Genomic DNA, 16,157 nt, shown 5'->3' on the forward strand with positions numbered 1-16,157 from the left:
ATGAGCGCAACCTGCTCGAAGTGACGAGTGAAGCGTTCCCCGGCGAGCGGCTGGTAGTGTGTCGCAATCCGTTGTTGGCCGAGGAGCGCACCCGCAAACGCGAGGCGCTGTTACAGGCCACCGAACAGGAACTGACCCAGATCGCCGAAGCGAGCACGCGCGTACGCAACCGGCTCAAGGGCATCGAGGCAATTGCCTTGCGCGTGGGCCGTATCATCGATCACTTCAAAATGGCCAAGCACTTCGAATTGAACATCACCGACTCGGGCTTGAGCTGGCAGCGCAAGACCGAGCAGATCCAGCAAGAGGCCGCGCTTGATGGTCTGTATGTTGTGCGTACGAGTTTGCCGGCAGCAGCTCTGTCAGCCGAGGCGGCCGTGACGGCCTACAAGGGTCTGGCGGTCGTGGAGCGGGCCTTCCGTTCGCTGAAGACGGTCGATTTGCAGGTCCGTCCGGTATTCCATTGGAATACCCAACGCGTGCGCGCGCATGTCTTTCTGTGCATGCTCGCTTACTACGTCGAGTGGCACATGCGCGAGAAGTTAAAGCCGATGCTGTTTGACGATGAATACGTCGAGCAAGCGCGGGCGGCCCGGCCTTCGCCAGTGGCCAAGGCGCAACGTTCGCAACAGGCGAAAGCCAAGGACGCCTCCAAGCTCACCGAGGATGGCTTGCCGGTCCACAGCTTTCGCACCTTACTCGACGATCTGGCTACGCTCAGCTACAACGTCTGTCACACACCACTCAATCCAGACGCCAAGATCGTGATGACCACTCGGCCCACACCCGTTCAAGAAAAAGCCTTCCGCCTTCTGAACGTCAACGCCGCCTGTACCCAGTAGCCATCCTGCGCTCGCACGCATAACAGCGTGAAATCAATGGCTTATGTTTGTGATCGAGTCAAAGTTCGGGCTAGCGGAGAAATCCCGGAACGAACAACGCGTCACAGTCAGCGATGCGATGAAGGAGATCTGAGCGCATATCACTGCCACGCAGGCGAAAGGTTATACGCTCGAAGAGATTGTCCAGGAGGCCGGGGGTAACGGGCTCGATGTCAGCATCGGTGCGCTCAAGTATGTGCTGAGGGATTACACGGACGCCTGCGCCAAGTTATCGATTAAATCGGCCCAGCGCTGTAGTAACTCGCGACGCTCGTCTAACAGCAGCGCGCGATTGTAAACGCGACTTACCGTAAAGCCGACGCTATGCGCCAGGCACAGTTCGATTACGTCGTTCGGTGCCAAGGCTTCGTGCCAGTATGTGCTGAACAGCGCGCGAAAACCGTGTGGCTTTGCTTCTTCCGTGAAGCCCATGCGGTCGATTACATTGTTGATGCTCCGGCCTGCCATTGGGCGCTTGGGGTCACGCCTGTTCGGAAACATTACGTCCCCACCAGATAGGGCGCGCAGCTCGCGCAGAAGCGCAACGGACTGAAGCGACAATGGCACGACGTGTTCCCTCCCACTTTTCATGCGTTCAGATGGGATGTGCCACTCGGCAGCGTCAAAATCGATTTCCGCCCACTGACCGCCAATTACCTCGCTTTTGCGCGCGGCGTTCAGAATGATGAGCTTAATTGCGATCTTCCCCTGTAAGTCGGCGGGGTCGGCGTTCAGTGCGCGCAGGAAGTCTCCCAGGCGTGCAGTCTTTAGCGCGGCGTGGCTTACCTTCGGCCCTCTGCCGGTCAGCTTCAGCGGGACGATGTTGGCGGCCACAATCCCGTGGTCGGCGGCGTGCTCCCATATCGCACTCAGATACGTGCGCAGGTTGTGTGCCACTTCGGGCGTGCGTGCGGATATGTCCCGCAGCAATTCCGCCAAATCAAATCGCGTAACGTCTGCCATCAAGCGGTCGCCCAGCTTCGGCATCAGGTGCTTGTTTATCTCTCGCTCGCGTTGAGCGATGGAAGCGGGACGCAACGAGCCGTCCGTACGTGCGCGCCAGGTGGTGCATGCAGTTCGGAATGAGCCGGCCTGGCGCTTCAGTTCGGCTATTTTCAGGTCCGCTTCTCGGCGCTTGCGATCCTCAGTCGGATGAATGTCAAGGGCCACTAGTTTGCGGGCGTCCTGATGCTTGCGGCGTGCCTCCGATAGTCCGACATCTGGGTACTGTCCAAGCGACACCAAAATGGGCTTGCCCAACACGGTGGCGCGGTATTGCCACAGACGTGCACCATTGAATTTGACGAGCAGGTGAAGTCCGCCGCCAACTGCCAGTGTGTAGGTGCGCTCGCGCGGCTTCGCGTTCTTGCACACGGCGTCCGACAGCTTGGTTGGGTAGGAATGCATAGCCGTTTGTTGGCCAGTAGGCGTTATCGCCGCGATTGATTGAACCGTGGGCGCAGCTTACCTGAGCCATCGGCCATAGGCCTTCAAGGCGCGAAGGCGTCAGTGATGCACCGGCACGGCTACGAGTTTTACCCCCAACGCAGCGGCAACTTTCTGGATGGTTTCAAATCGGGGTTTTGCGCCTTCGGCCAGCGACTTGTAAAGGCTCTCGCGTTGCACGCCCGCGTCGGAGGCGACTTTCGACATGCCGCGCGCTTTCACGATATCGGCAAGCGCAGAAAGGAGAATGTCCGAATCGCCCGAGGCGAGCGCCTCATTCAGATATGCCGCGATGGCCTCTTCGCTATCGAGATAGTCGGATGCATCGAAAGCCGAGATGTGAGTCGAGTTCATTTCCGTTCCCGTCCAATTCGCTGCCACATGGCCTTCGCTCGGGCGATATCCGATATCTGCCCTTGCTTACTTCCCCGGCCAACGGCAGATAAACGGTCAAGCCGTCTCGCACGTAATACACACGACAGCCCGCGCCCGTGTGAATCCGCATTTCCCACACACTCCCGCCAACGTCGTGATAATCGCCGAAATTTCTCAACGCGGCGCGTTTGATCCGAATCAAGATGGCGGCTCTTGCTAACACATCATTCACGCCCAACAGCCAGACCGAAAAGTCGTGCGTTTGATTGATCGTGTTCGTCATGCGCGCGGATCCCAGATAACGTTAAGTGGGATGCCTTGTTGAAGTGTATCCTATTGGATACGACAATTCAAGGCATCGATTGAATGTCGTGATCTGATCTTGATCACTCGGAAATCAGCATCGGATTGACTCGAGCGTAGTGACACAGGCCATACGCCGCCGAGTGGAGTTGTTACTGTGATCGGTCGCCCAAGCTTGCTGCAGTCGACCGAATGGCTAACGTGGCCAGTACTCAGAAAATCGTGCGTTCTGTCCCGCTACAATCCCTGACACACCAAGCAAAAGGACACCCCATGGACCTGATCATTCGACGCGCGGCGCTCGGTTCTTCTCGCGAGCTCGTGGACATTGGCACCGAAGGCGGGCGTTTTGCCGCGATCGAACCGCATCTCGCGGCCGTCGCTCCTGAGGAAATCGATGCCGCGGGCTCTTTGGTTACCGCACCGTTCGTCGACGCGCATTTCCATATGGACGCCACGCTGTCCTACGGCCTGCCACGGGTGAACGCATCGGGGACGCTGCTCGAAGGTATCGCATTGTGGGGTGAGTTGAAGCCCGAACTGACGCAGGAGGCCTTGGTCGACCGGGCGATGCAGTATTGCGATTGGGCCGTCGCTCGTGGCTTGCTCGCGATTCGCTCGCACGTCGATGTCTGCGATCCGCGTCTGCTTGCCGTGGAAGCGCTGCTCGAAGTGAAGCGCCGCGTGAAGCCGTATCTGGACCTGCAACTCGTCGCGTTCCCGCAGGACGGCGTTTTGCGCAGCAAGGGTGCGTTCGACAATTTGAAGCGCGCGATTTCGATGGGCGTCGATGTGGTCGGCGGGATCCCGCATTTCGAACGCACGATGGCCGATGGCGCCGAGTCCGTGCGCCTGCTGTGCGAGTTCGCGGCAGAGAAGGGCCTGCGCGTGGACATGCATTGCGACGAATCCGACGATCCTTTGTCGCGCCATATCGAGACGTTGGCGTCGGAAACGCATCGGCTGGGGTTGCAGGGGCGCGTCGCGGGTTCGCACCTTACCTCGATGCATTCCATGGACAACTACTACGCGAGCAAGCTGATCCCGTTGATACGCGATTCCGGCGTGGCCGCAATAGCGAACCCGCTGATCAACATCACGCTACAGGGTCGCGCCGATACCTACCCTAAACGCCGAGGCATGACGCGTGTGCCGGAGCTGATGGCGGCAGGCGTGGACGTGGCGTTCGGCCATGATTGCGTGATGGACCCGTGGTACAGCCTGGGCTCCGGCGACATGCTCGAAGTGGCGCACATGGGTTTGCACGTCGCGCAGATGACGGGCATCGACGCAATGCGCGCGGCCTTCGAAGCCGTGACAAGCACGCCAGCGAAGATTCTGGGTATCGAAGGGTATGGAATTGCCGTGGGTAACAATGCGGATTGCGTGGTGCTCGACGCACGCGATCCTGTGGAAGCAATTCGATTGCGGGCGGCGCGTACGGCAGTGCTTCGTCGTGGAAAGGTGATCAGCCGGGCGCCGGCAATGCGGGCGAAACTCAGCCTGGAAGGGCGTCCCGATGAAGTGAATTTCCGCCTGGATCGATAAGACGGGAAGCTCATGAAGAAGGCCGTTCCAACTCACGCTGGAACGGCCTTCTTCGATCATGCAAACAACATCGACGCTGCTGTCACAGCATCAATGCGCCGCCTCCGGCGACATGCCGTTATGCCGCAACAGCGCATCGATATTCGGTTCGCGGCCGCGGAACGCCTTGAACGAGTCCATCGCGGGCCGGCTGCCGCCCACTTCCAGAATCTCGCGCCTGTACCGAATCCCCGTTGCCGCATCCAGCACCGAACCACCGGCCAGTTTCGCGGCTTCCTCGAATGCTGCATAAGCATCCGCTGACAGCACTTCCGCCCACTTGTAGCTGTAGTACCCCGCGGCGTACCCACCGGCAAAAATATGCGTGAAGGTATTGGTCCAACGCGAGAAGGGCGCTTGCGGCACGACGTGGAAACGCTCGTTGATCTCGCGCGCGAAGTCGTTGACGTTGATCGAACCAGCCGGGTCGTAGTCGCTGTGGAGCTGGATATCAAACATGGAGAGCACGATCTGGCGCAACGTGCCGAGCCCGCTCTGGAAGTTCTTCGCGGCGAGCATCTTGTCGAAAAGTTCACGCGGCAGGGTGGCGCCGGTGTCCACGTGGCCGGACATGTCGGTGAGGACGTCCCACTCCCAGCAGAAATTCTCCATGAACTGCGACGGCAGTTCGACCGCGTCCCATTCCACCCCGTTGATACCGGATACACCCAGTTCATCGACGCGCGTCAGCATGTGATGCAAGCCGTGCCCGAATTCGTGGAACAGGGTGATGACTTCGTCGTGCGTAAAGCAAGCGGGTTTTCCACCGACGGGCGCTGAGAAATTGCAGGTCAAATACGCGACGGGCGTCTGCACGCCGCCTTCACGGCGTTTGTGCCGTGAGCGGGCGTCGTCCATCCACGCACCGCCACGCTTGCCTTCGCGTGCATACAGGTCCAGATAGAACTGCGCGACCAGCGAGCCGTCCTTGTTTTCGACGCGGAAAAAGCGCACGTCCGGATTCCAGACGGTGGCTTCATCGCGACGAATGGACACGCCGAACAACGTCTCCGTGACCTTAAACAAGCCCTTCAGCACGGCTTCTTGCGGGAAATACTGCTTCACTTCGTTTTCCGAGAACGAATAACGCTGCTGGCGCAGGCGCTCGGCGGCGAAGGTCGAATCCCATGGCTGCAATTCCGGCATACCGAGTTCGGTCGCGGCGAACGCGCGCAACTCCATCCAATCGCGTTCGGCATGCGGACGCGCGCGCACGGCCAGGTCCTCGAGGAACGCGATCACCTGGGCCGGCGATTCCGCCATCTTCGGCGCCAGCGATACTTCGGCGAAGTTCTGATAACCGAGCGCGTGCGCTTCTTCAGCGCGCAGCTTCAACTGCTCGACGACATTCGCCGTGTTGTCCCATTCTGGCTTGCCGTTGCCGTAGTTCGCGCCCAGCTCGGATGCTCGCGTCACATACGCGCGATACATCGCTTCACGCAGCGGCCGATGTTCGGCGTACTGCATCACAGGGAAATACGAAGGGAAGTGCAGCGTGAACTTCCAGCCTTCGCTGCCTTCTTTCTGCGCGGCTTCGCGTGCTGCTTCGATCACGTCTTCCGGCAAACCTGCAAGCTCACTTTCCTTCGTAACGATGTACGAGAATGCGTTGGTGGCATCGAGGACGTGATCGGAGAATGCCTTCGATAACGCCGCCTGTTCTTCCTGCACACGCGCAAAACGGGGTTTTTTATCTTCGGGCAACTCAGCGCCCGACAAACGGAAACCGCGCAGCTCGTTGCTGAGCATTTTCTTCTGTTCGACTGAAAGCGATGCGTGTTCTTCGCTCGCCGCAATCGCCTTGTATTTCTCGTAGAGCGCCAGATTCTGCCCGACGCTCGCTGAAAATTCGGTCACGCGGGGCAAATTCTCGGCGTGGGCGGCGCGCAATTCGGGGGTATCGGCGACGGCATTCAGGTGACCGATCACACCCCACGCACGCGACAGCCGTTCGCTCGCGCGCTCCACGCTTTCCACGATGTCGCGCCAGGTAGCGGGCGTGTCAGGTGCGCTGGCGTGATCGACGGCGGCTTTGGCATCGGCGAGCAGGACGTCGAGCGCTGGCGTGACGTGTTCCGGTTTGATGTCGCCGAAGCGGGGCAGGTCGGAGAAATCGAGCAGGGGGTTGCCCTGAGCTTGGGTCTGAGCCTGATTCGCTGAATTCGCGGTATTCGATGGTGTCGAACTGGACATGACTCTCCCGGTCTCGGATAAAAATGAATGCGAAGATGGATGTGAAGCCGCGCCCGGCACAGCACGCGATTTCGACGGTTGGGCTATTCACTATTGTGGGGACGCCCCTGCCGATTCTCAAATCGATTCTGGCTAAGGCGGCGATTTACGCGATCGGCGTTGCGGTTGCGCGTTTCAGCGCTGCCTTGCCTGGCTTTTAATCCCGGTCCTGCTGCATCGCGCGCTCGGCGGCTTCGATGGTATTCACCAGCAGCATGGTGATGGTCATTGGCCCGACGCCGCCCGGCACGGGGGTGATGAAACCGGCCACTTCCTTCACGCCCGCGAAATCCACGTCGCCGCAGAGTTTGCCGTTGTCGTCGCGATTCATACCCACGTCGATCACCGTTGCGCCCGGTTTGACCATGTCGGCGGTCAGGATGTTGCGCCGGCCGGTCGCCGCGACGACAACATCCGCATTGCGCGTCAGCGCGGCCAGATCGCGCGTTTTGCTGTGCGTGATGGTGACGGTGGCGCCGGCTCCGAGCAGCAGCATGGCCATCGGTTTGCCGACGATATTCGAGCGTCCGATCACGACCGCATTCGCTCCTTCCAGCGCAATATTGTGCGCTTCGAACATCTTCATCACGCCGTAGGGCGTGCACGGGCGGAACAGCGGTTTGCCAGTCATCAGCGCGCCCGCGTTCTCGACGTTGAAGCCGTCCACGTCCTTGGCCGGAGCGATGGCTTCGATGACCTTGTGGCTGTCGATATGTTTCGGCAGCGGCAGTTGCACGAGGATACCGTGCACGTTCGGATCGTTGTTCAGGTCGTCGAGCCGCGTCAGCAATTCGCTTTCGGTCAGCGTGGAGGGAAAGCGGTCGAAGACCGAATGCAGGCCGTTGTCCTGACAGGCTTTCACTTTGTTGCGAACGTAGACCTCGCTGGCCGGATTGTCGCCGACGAGGATGACTGCAAGGCCGGGTTGCTGGCCGCGGGCGGTCAGGGCGGCGGCGCGTGCGGCGACATCGGCGCGAAGAGTCTTGGAGAGGGCGTTGCCGTCGATGATTTGGGCAGTCATAGGAGGTTTGGGCGGGGGAAAGCCCGCTGCTTTTCTTGAGGGCGCAGGGTCGCAGGAGGCCTGTTTGCGCCGGTGAGGCGCGGCTTTGCGGTCGGTCTTGAATTATACCGGACGGGGTGATTGCTGGCGCTTCGGGGCAATTCTGCCGGGGGCAGAATCCAGCCTGTGAAACTCTGGTGCGAACGCAACGAAACCTTGGCCGTTGGCAGAACCCAGTCAAACCTGAGCGCCAGCGAACTGCCCGCTGACCATGCCGGAAGAACCAAGCCTCCGGCATGCCAGCGAGAAAAGCTAAAAAGCTTACTGAGCCTGCGTCTGCGGCTTGTTAGAAAGCGCCAGCCGCAACAAATCGGCGACGGTATTCACGGAGAGCTTCTCCATGATGTTCGCGCGATGCGCCTCAACCGTCTTGATGCTGATCCCGAGATCATCGGCGATCTGCTTGTTCAGGCGTCCGGCAATGATCCGCTCCAGCACCTGATGCTCCCGCGCCGTCAGCTTGCCCAGCCGTTCAGCCGCGGCACGTTGCTGCTGCACGCTCGAACTTTCGGTACGCGCCTTATCCAGCATGCGTTCAACCAACTTGCGCAGCTCGGCTTCATCGAACGGCTTCTCGATGAAATCCATCGCGCCTTTCTTCATGGTCGACACGGCCATCGGCACGTCGCCGTGACCCGTCACGAAGATGATCGGCAGCAGCGAATTTTCCGCGATCAGCTTTTCCTGCAATTCGAGACCACTCATGCCGGACATTCGCACGTCGAGTATCAGGCACGAGATCGCGCCGGAATGGGCGATCGGGAGGTATGCATCGAGGTACGCTTCCGCGCTCGCAAAACACGAGACGCGATAGCCATTGGCTTCAAGCAGCCAGCGCAAAGAATCACGCACGGCCTCATCGTCGTCGACGACAAACACCGTTTCCTGAGTGGTGACTGTGCTCATAGCTCTCCCGTAACAGTTTGTTGTGTGGGTTGGTGGCTGAGAACTTCCGGTCCGCTATTACCCGGACCATCGGCTTCTCCGATTGGCAAACTGCAATGGAATGTGGCGCCCGTCACGTTGCCCGAGGCATCGATATTGTTCACCACCCAAAGACGTCCACGATGCGATTCAATGATCGATCGGCAAATGTTTAACCCCATGCCCATACCGTCGGACTTGGTGCTGTAGAAAGGCTCGAACAGGCGCTCAGCCGTGGCTTCGTCCACGCCCGGCCCCTGATCCACCACGCTCACGCAGACAAAACCGCCGTCCACGCGCTGCACGATCACGCGGATTACAGGATCAACGGCGTTCGGCTTGGCGTCGTGCATGGCTTCGGCGGCGTTTTTCAATAGGTTCACGAGCACTTGTTCGATCAACACCGGATCCACATGGATCACGGGCATGCGCGAGCGGATTTCGGTGAGAATGCGGATCTTGCGTTTGCGCGCTTCGATTTCGGCGAGGCCGACTGCATCGGCGACGATATCGGCAACACGCGTGGGCTGGCGTTTCGGCTCGCTGCGCTTCACGAATTCCCGAATACGCTTGATGATCATGCCCGCGCGCACCGCTTGCTGCGCCGTTTTTTCGAGCACGGGCAAGAGCGCGTCCTGCGTCATGCGGCCCGATTTCACCAGTGCGACGCAACCCGAACAGTAATTATTGATCGCGGCCAAAGGCTGATTCAGTTCGTGCGCCAGCGATGACGCCATTTCGCCCATCGTCATCAGACGGCTCGTGAACTGCAGCTTTTCTTCCTGCTGGTCGGCGAGTTCCTGTGCTTGCTTGCGCGTGGTGATGTCGGTCGCGATCTGCATCTGCGCGAGATGGCCGTCCACCCATTGAATGTACTGGCGACGCACTTCGAACCATTTCTGGATGCCTTCCACATACACTTCCTGCGCATCCGAGGTGCTTTCGGTCAGTGCAGTAGCGGGGAGGCCGGCGTAGGTATCGACCATATCGATGGAATCGGACGACGCCTGCGCCGTATCGAAACCCGCACCCGCGAGTTCCAGATGACCGTCCGGACGAATGCCGAACAAGTGCCGGTAATAGCGATTCGCGAACAGCAATTCGGCTTCGTCGGCGGCGAGCACGGACACGGCCGCGTCGAGGCTTTCCAATACGGTGGTAAAGCGTTCATGCGCGGCGGCGAGATCTTCGCGGGCGCGGCGTGGTTCGGTGATATCCGTCATCGACGACATCCAGCCCGTCTGCCGTCCCGAGCTGTCGATAAGCGGCGACACATAAAGCCGCGCGTGGAAGAACGAACCGTCCTTGCGGCGCACGCGCAATTCGAAACCGGACGAGGGCGCCTTGCCACGCAAGGTCATGTCGAGTTGCCGCTGCATCTCCGGATACGCGTCTTTCGGCCAGTACGGAAACGGCGCCACTTTGCCGACGAGATCGCTTTCATCCCAGCCGGTCATCCGGCAAAACGCCGGATTCACGTGCGTGATGCGGCCGTGCATGTCGAGCACGCGCATGCCGATCAGCACAGAATTTTCCATCGCGCGGCGGAAGAAGGCTTCGGCGTAGAGCGCTTGTTGCGCCTCGAAGCGTTGCCGCGTGTGTTTCCAAAGACTCCACAAGCTCCACAACACAAAGCACGACAAGCCGGCGACGAGCCAGACGAGCGTGTTATTGGTGAAATTGGTGAGTTGCGGATACGAATAAACGCGTACCGATACCCCCTGTCCCGGCGGATCGAGCGGCAGATCGTAGAACATGTCGCGCGGCAGGCGCGGCCGGCTCGAGGTCGTCGCGAGCTCGCGATTGTTCAGATCGGTGATGGAAATCTTGTACTTCGCGGAGAGCTCGCCGGGGATGTCGTGCTTGAGAATCCCTTCGATGGAAAACACCGCCGCTATGGAACCGAGAAACTCGCGGTCGCGAAAAACCGGTGTCTGCAACGTGATGTAGCCGTTGCCGAGGTCGTCGTAGAGAAGCGGGGAGTAAATCTGGCGGCGGGTTGTGCGTGCTTCGTCGAAGGCGGCCTGGACGGCGTCGTCCATCTGCGCGTCGGTGGGTTTGGCGAGCCGGGAGCCCAGCACGGGCAGCGGCGTATTTGGCCAGCGCGGCTTGTGCTGCGCCGTGTACCAGTTCATGTAGAGGATCTCGGGATGCCCCTGCATGATGTCGCCGGTGGAACTCTGGAATGACTGCGGGTCGCCGTGACCGGTCGCAATGTCGCGCGCCAATGCCTGGATTTGTTCCTGCGCGCCAGTCATGGAAAGCCGGATTTGCTGCTGTGCCCAAGCGACGTTACGGTAGAGCGTGTCTTCCTGCTGCTGCTGCTCGCGCCGGTTGAGACTCCATAAAATCAGGCTCATTACGACCAGAAAAACCAGGATCGAGATGAGTGGGGTCAGCAAGTACGAGTTTGACCACCACGGTCCGTGGTGCCAGCGGGTCGGCGTCGTGTCGTTAAATTTCTTCGACGAACGCGCCGAGCGTGCGAAAAGCCGTTCGGTCAACATGCGCGCAATTGTAACGCAGCGCTCGACTGTTAAATGGCGTAAAAAGACGGGAAAAGGCCTGCTATTGATCGCAAGGACACCAACGAGTCTATCAAAAAGTCCTTATCCCACGGTGCGTTGCAGCAATTTTCCGCATTATGAGATTGACTCTCATGATTCGAAAAATTGCTTGCGCTACCGTTCGGAGCCTCTTTAGAATTGCCGCACGCGCGCTTGTCCCTCATTGTTTTCCGCGATTGTGTCTTGCGGATGGCTTAAAGGCTCGCGTCGTCTGTTCATAGAGCGTTCCTCAAAACCAGGAGACGAGCATGTCCGCTGTACCCGACGAAGTGATGAAATATGTCGCCAACGCCAAGGACGACGAAGATCCCCAGGAAACTGCTGAGTGGCTAGAAGCCCTCGACGGCGTGATTTCGGCAGTAGGCCCGGATCGTGCCCACTACCTGATCGAAAAGCAGATCGAATTCGCGCGCGTGCACGGCGAACATCTGCCGTTTTCCGCTAACACGCCTTACATCAACACCATTCCGGTTGCCGCCCAGTCGAAGATTCCCGGCGACCAGGACATCGAGCACAAGATCCGCTCGTACACGCGCTGGAACGCCATTGCCATGGTGCTGCGCGCCGGCAAGGACACGAACGTGGGCGGGCATATTGCTTCGTTCGCGTCGGCGGCCACGCTGTATGACGTCGGTTTCAACCATTTCTGGCACGCACCGTCCCCCGAACACGGTGGCGATCTCGTGTTCGTGCAGGGTCACTCATCGCCGGGTGTGTACTCGCGCGCGTTCTTGCTTGGCCGCCTGAAAGCGAGCCAGCTCGATAATTTCCGCCAGGAAGTGGGCGGCGAAGGCATTTCGTCGTATCCGCATCCGTGGCTGATGCCAGACTTCTGGCAGTTCCCGACCGTGTCCATGGGCCTCGGCCCAATCATGGCGATCTATCAGGCGCGTTTCATGAAGTACATGGACGCGCGCGGCATCATCAAGGCAGGCAGCCGCAAGGTCTGGGCATTCCTCGGCGACGGCGAAACGGACGAACCGGAATCGCTCGGCGCGATCGGCATGGCCGGCCGTGAACGGCTCGACAACCTCGTCTTCGTGATCAACTGCAACCTGCAGCGTCTCGACGGCCCGGTGCGCGGCAACGGCAAGATCATCCAGGAACTCGAAAGCGAATTCCGCGGCGCCGGATGGAATGTGATCAAGGTGGTGTGGGGCAGCCGCTGGGACTCGCTGTTCGCACGCGATAAAACCGGTGCACTGATGCGCCGGATGATGGAAGTCGTCGACGGCGAATATCAGACGTACAAGTCGGAGTCGGGCGCCTACGTGCGCGAGCATTTCTTCAACACGCCGGAACTCAAGGCGATGGTGGCGGAATGGTCCGATGAAGACATCTGGAACCTGAATCGCGGCGGCCATGATCCGCACAAGATTTACGCGGCATACACGGAAGCATCGAAGACGAAGGGTCAGCCGACCGTCATCCTCGCCAAGACCATCAAGGGTTACGGCATGGGCGAAGCCGGTCAGGCGATGAACATCACGCACCAGCAGAAGAAACTGCACACGGATCAGCTGAAGAAATTCCGCGACCAGTTCAAGCTGCCGATTCCCGACGACCAGATCGCAGACGTGCCGTACCTGACGTTCGAAGAAGGTTCGAAGGAACTCGAGTACATGCGCGCTCGCCGCCAGGAACTCGGCGGTTATCTGCCGGCTCGCCGTCAGAGGGCCGAGTCGCTGCCGGTGCCGGATCTGTCGGCGTTCGAACCGGTGCTCAAGGGCACGGGGCCGGGCCGCGAGATCTCCACGACCATGGCGTTCGTGCGGATTCTCAACATCCTGCTGAAGGACAAGGCGCTCGGCAAACGCATCGTGCCGATCGTGCCGGATGAATCGCGTACCTTCGGTATGGAAGGTTTGTTCCGTCAGATCGGCATCTGGAATCAGGACGGCCAGAAGTACGTGCCGGAAGATTCCGATCAGTTGATGTTTTATCGTGAATCGGAAACCGGCCAGATCCTGCAGGAAGGGATCAACGAAGCCGGCGGAATGTGTGACTGGATCGCGGCTGCGACGTCGTATTCGACGCACAACGAGATCATGATCCCGTTCTACATCTTCTACTCCATGTTCGGCTTCCAGCGTATCGGTGACCTGGCGTGGGCCGCGGGCGACATGCGTTCGCGCGGCTTCTTGCTGGGTGGCACGGCTGGGCGTACAACGCTCAACGGCGAAGGCCTGCAGCACGAAGATGGTCATTCGCTGATGTGGGCGGCGTCGGTGCCGAATTGCGTGAGCTACGACCCGACCTTCGGCTACGAACTCGCGGTGATCATGCAGGACGGTTTGCGTCGCATGGTGGCAGATCAGGAAGACGTGTATTACTACGTCACGGTGATGAACGAGAACTACGAACACCCGGCGATTCCGCAGGGCGATGGCGTAGCCGCTGACATCATCAAGGGCATGTACTCGTTCCGCAAGTCGGATGCCGACGCAAAGGCGCCGCGCGTTCAGCTGATGGGCGCGGGCACGATCTTCAATGAAGTGATCGCCGCTGCTGATTTGCTCAAGAACGACTGGAACGTCGCCGCCGATCTCTGGAGCGTCCCGAGCTTTACGGAACTGGCACGCGAAGGCATGGATGTCGATCGCTGGAACCTGCTGCATCCGACCGAAGAGCGCCGAGTCTCGCACGTGACCAAGCTGCTGAAGGACGCGAAGGGTCCGGTGATTGCATCGACGGATTATGTGCGCGCGCTCGTCGACCAGATTCGCGGTTATGTGCCGAACAAGTTTGTCGTGCTCGGTACTGACGGCTACGGCCGTTCGGACACGCGCGAAAAACTGCGTCATTTCTTCGAAGTCGACCGCTACTGGGTCACCGTCGCGGCGCTCAATGCGCTGGCCGACGAAGGCACGATCGACCGCAAGCTTGTCGCCGACGCGATCAAGAAGTACGCGCTCGACCCCGCCAAACCCAACCCGATGACGGTCTAACGCATCGGCCCCCGAGTGTTGTTGCGCGAAGTCGCCTTGCCGAAAAGCAGGGCGATTTTCGCGTCGCGACCCAGGAGACAATAAACAATGAGTCAAGCGATCGAAGTCAAGGTGCCGGATATCGGCGATTACACGGACATTCCGGTGATCGAAGTGCTGGTGAAAGTGGGCGACACCGTCGAGAAGGAGCAATCGCTCGTCACGCTCGAATCCGATAAAGCGACCATGGACGTGCCGAGTTCGGCAGCCGGCGTCGTGAAGGAAGTGAAGGTCAAGGTGGGCGACAACGTGTCGGAAGGTGCGTTGATCGTTGTGCTGGAAGCGGCTGGAGCGAGCGCGGCTGCTGCTGCGCCTGCTACAGCTGAAGCGCCTGCTCAAGAGAAGGCCGCTGCGCCGGCCGCCGCTTCGGGTGGCGGATCGGTTGAAGTGAAGGTGCCGGATATCGGCGACTTCAAGGACATTCCGGTTATCGAAGTGAACGTGAAGGTTGGTGACAAGGTCGAGAAGGAGCAATCGCTCGTCACGCTCGAATCCGATAAAGCCACCATGGACGTGCCGTCGCCCGCAGCGGGAACGGTCAAGGAACTCAAGGTCAAGGTCGGCGACAACGTCTCGGAAGGGACGTTGATTCTTGTGCTGGAAGGTGGTGCCGGATCGGCGCCTGCTGCAGCACCGAAGCAGGAAGCGCCGAAGGCTGCCGCGCCTTCGGAGGCTGCGCCAGCGAAATCCGCGCCGGCTCAGAAAGAAGCACCGTCCGCACTCGCTCTCGCACCGGCTATTCCTGCCGGCGAGGGGGCGCGTACTTCGAGCCACGCGTCGCCGTCCGTGCGCAAGTTTGCGCGCGAACTGGGCGTCGATGTCTCGAAGGTAACGGGTTCGGGCCACAAGAACCGCATCACGCAAGCTGACGTCACCGCGTTCGTGAAGGGCGTGATGACCGGTCAGGGCAAGGCGCCGGCGGCGGCTGCCGCTGCACCGGCCGGTGGCGGCGAGTTGAACCTGCTGCCGTGGCCGAAGGTCGACTTTACGAAGTTCGGTCCGATCGATCCGAAGCCGCTGTCGCGCATCAAGAAGATTTCGGGCGCGAACCTGCATCGTAACTGGGTGATGATTCCGCACGTCACGAACAACGACGAAGCCGATATCACCGACCTCGAAGCGCTGCGCGTGACGCTGAACAAGGAAAACGAAAAGGCCGGCGTGAAGTTCACCATGCTCGCGTTCGTGATCAAGGCGGTGGTTGCCGCGTTGAAGAAATTCCCGACGTTCAATGCGAGCCTCGACGGCGACAACCTCGTCTTCAAGCAGTATTACAACATCGGTTTTGCCGCCGATACGCCGAACGGTTTGATGGTTCCCGTGATTCGCGATGCCGACAAGAAGGGTCTCGTCGATGTCGCCCGCGAAATGGCGGATCTGTCGAAGGCGGCGCGCGAAGGGAAGCTTAAGCCCGACCAGATGCAAGGCGGATGTTTCTCGATTTCGTCGCTGGGCGGCATTGGCGGGACGCATTTCACGCCGATCATCAACGCGCCTGAAGTGGCAATTCTCGGGTTGTCGCGGGGCGCGATGAAGCCTGTATGGGACGGCAAGGCGTTTGTACCTCGCCTGATTCTGCCTTTGTCGCTGTCTTACGATCATCGGGTTATCGATGGCGCCGAGGCCGCGCGGTTCAATGCCTACCTTTCTGCTGTGCTGGCGGATTTCCGTCGCGTGAGTCTTTGATTTTTCGTGGCTCGGCGGGCCGCTTTATTTTGGTCCGCCAGCCGCTCCATTGAACTTGCGTTGCACTGCATTTGAGCAAAGAAAGGCAAGTCTGCCGACGGCAGAACCG

11 protein-coding genes and 1 pseudogene are annotated in these 16,157 nt (G+C 59.8%); 5 read left to right on the forward strand and 7 right to left on the reverse strand.

Annotated elements, in window-relative coordinates; translation table 11 throughout:
• Positions 1-842: pseudogene (locus M0D69_RS12305) on the forward strand (IS1634 family transposase); the annotation flags it as partial.
• Positions 843-1,088: 246 nt separating this feature from the next.
• Here M0D69_RS12305 and M0D69_RS12310 read toward each other — a convergent pair.
• From M0D69_RS12310 to M0D69_RS12320, 3 genes are all read right to left on the reverse strand, one after another.
• The gene (locus M0D69_RS12310; protein ID WP_301782293.1) at positions 1,089-2,288 is read right to left on the reverse strand and encodes an integrase arm-type DNA-binding domain-containing protein; all 1,200 of its coding nucleotides are present in this window, start codon (positions 2,286-2,288) and stop codon (positions 1,089-1,091) included.
• Positions 2,289-2,387: 99 nt separating this feature from the next.
• Entirely contained in the window at positions 2,388-2,681 is a 294-nt protein-coding gene (locus M0D69_RS12315; RefSeq protein ID WP_165088420.1) for an addiction module antidote protein, read from the reverse strand.
• Complete coding sequence (locus tag M0D69_RS12320; protein ID WP_301782294.1) at positions 2,632-2,985, reverse strand: type II toxin-antitoxin system RelE/ParE family toxin; 354 nt, start codon at positions 2,983-2,985, stop codon at positions 2,632-2,634. Before M0D69_RS12320 ends, M0D69_RS12315 begins: the two co-directional genes overlap by 50 nt.
• Positions 2,986-3,278: 293 nt before the next feature.
• Between M0D69_RS12320 and M0D69_RS12325 the strand changes: the two genes are divergently transcribed.
• A complete protein-coding gene (locus M0D69_RS12325; RefSeq protein WP_301782295.1) occupies positions 3,279-4,553 on the forward strand; it encodes an amidohydrolase family protein in 1,275 nt (424 codons plus the stop codon).
• 90 nt (positions 4,554-4,643) lie between these two features.
• On the opposite strand, the gene M0D69_RS12330 is transcribed toward M0D69_RS12325, so the two are convergent.
• A complete protein-coding gene (locus M0D69_RS12330) occupies positions 4,644-6,785 on the reverse strand; it encodes a M3 family metallopeptidase (protein WP_301782296.1) in 2,142 nt (713 codons plus the stop codon).
• A 23-nt stretch (positions 6,786-6,808) separates the two neighbouring features.
• Here M0D69_RS12330 and M0D69_RS12335 point away from each other — a divergent pair, with 23 nt between their 5' ends.
• A complete protein-coding gene (locus M0D69_RS12335; protein ID WP_301782297.1) occupies positions 6,809-6,985 on the forward strand; it encodes a hypothetical protein in 177 nt (58 codons plus the stop codon).
• Here the strand turns inward: M0D69_RS12335 and folD are convergent.
• From folD to fixL, 3 genes are all read right to left on the reverse strand, one after another.
• Positions 6,982-7,845 (reverse strand): bifunctional methylenetetrahydrofolate dehydrogenase/methenyltetrahydrofolate cyclohydrolase FolD, encoded by an 864-nt coding sequence (folD, locus tag M0D69_RS12340; protein WP_301782298.1) that lies wholly within the window; start codon positions 7,843-7,845, stop codon positions 6,982-6,984. The two genes, M0D69_RS12335 and folD, sit on opposite strands and share 4 nt — an antisense overlap.
• A 300-nt stretch (positions 7,846-8,145) precedes the next feature.
• Positions 8,146-8,790 carry an oxygen response regulator transcription factor FixJ gene (gene fixJ / locus M0D69_RS12345; protein WP_301782299.1) on the reverse strand — a complete coding sequence of 215 codons (645 nt, stop codon included), beginning with the start codon at positions 8,788-8,790 and terminating at the stop codon, positions 8,146-8,148.
• Positions 8,787-11,315 (reverse strand): oxygen sensor histidine kinase FixL, encoded by a 2,529-nt coding sequence (gene fixL, locus M0D69_RS12350; protein WP_301782300.1) that lies wholly within the window; start codon positions 11,313-11,315, stop codon positions 8,787-8,789. Before fixL ends, fixJ begins: the two co-directional genes overlap by 4 nt.
• A 308-nt stretch (positions 11,316-11,623) precedes the next feature.
• Between fixL and aceE the strand changes: the two genes are divergently transcribed.
• Both aceE and aceF read left to right on the forward strand, forming a co-directional pair.
• The gene (aceE, locus tag M0D69_RS12355; protein ID WP_301782301.1) at positions 11,624-14,323 is read left to right on the forward strand and encodes a pyruvate dehydrogenase (acetyl-transferring), homodimeric type; all 2,700 of its coding nucleotides are present in this window, start codon (positions 11,624-11,626) and stop codon (positions 14,321-14,323) included.
• 87 nt (positions 14,324-14,410) lie between these two features.
• Positions 14,411-16,048, forward strand: a complete 1,638-nt coding sequence (gene aceF, locus M0D69_RS12360; protein ID WP_301782302.1) for a dihydrolipoyllysine-residue acetyltransferase — start codon at positions 14,411-14,413, stop codon at positions 16,046-16,048.
• The last annotated feature ends 109 nt before the right edge of the window (positions 16,049-16,157 follow it).

Origin of the sequence: Caballeronia sp. SEWSISQ10-4 2 (assembly GCF_030464885.1) — a bacterium.
GTDB lineage: Bacteria > Pseudomonadota > Gammaproteobacteria > Burkholderiales > Burkholderiaceae > Caballeronia.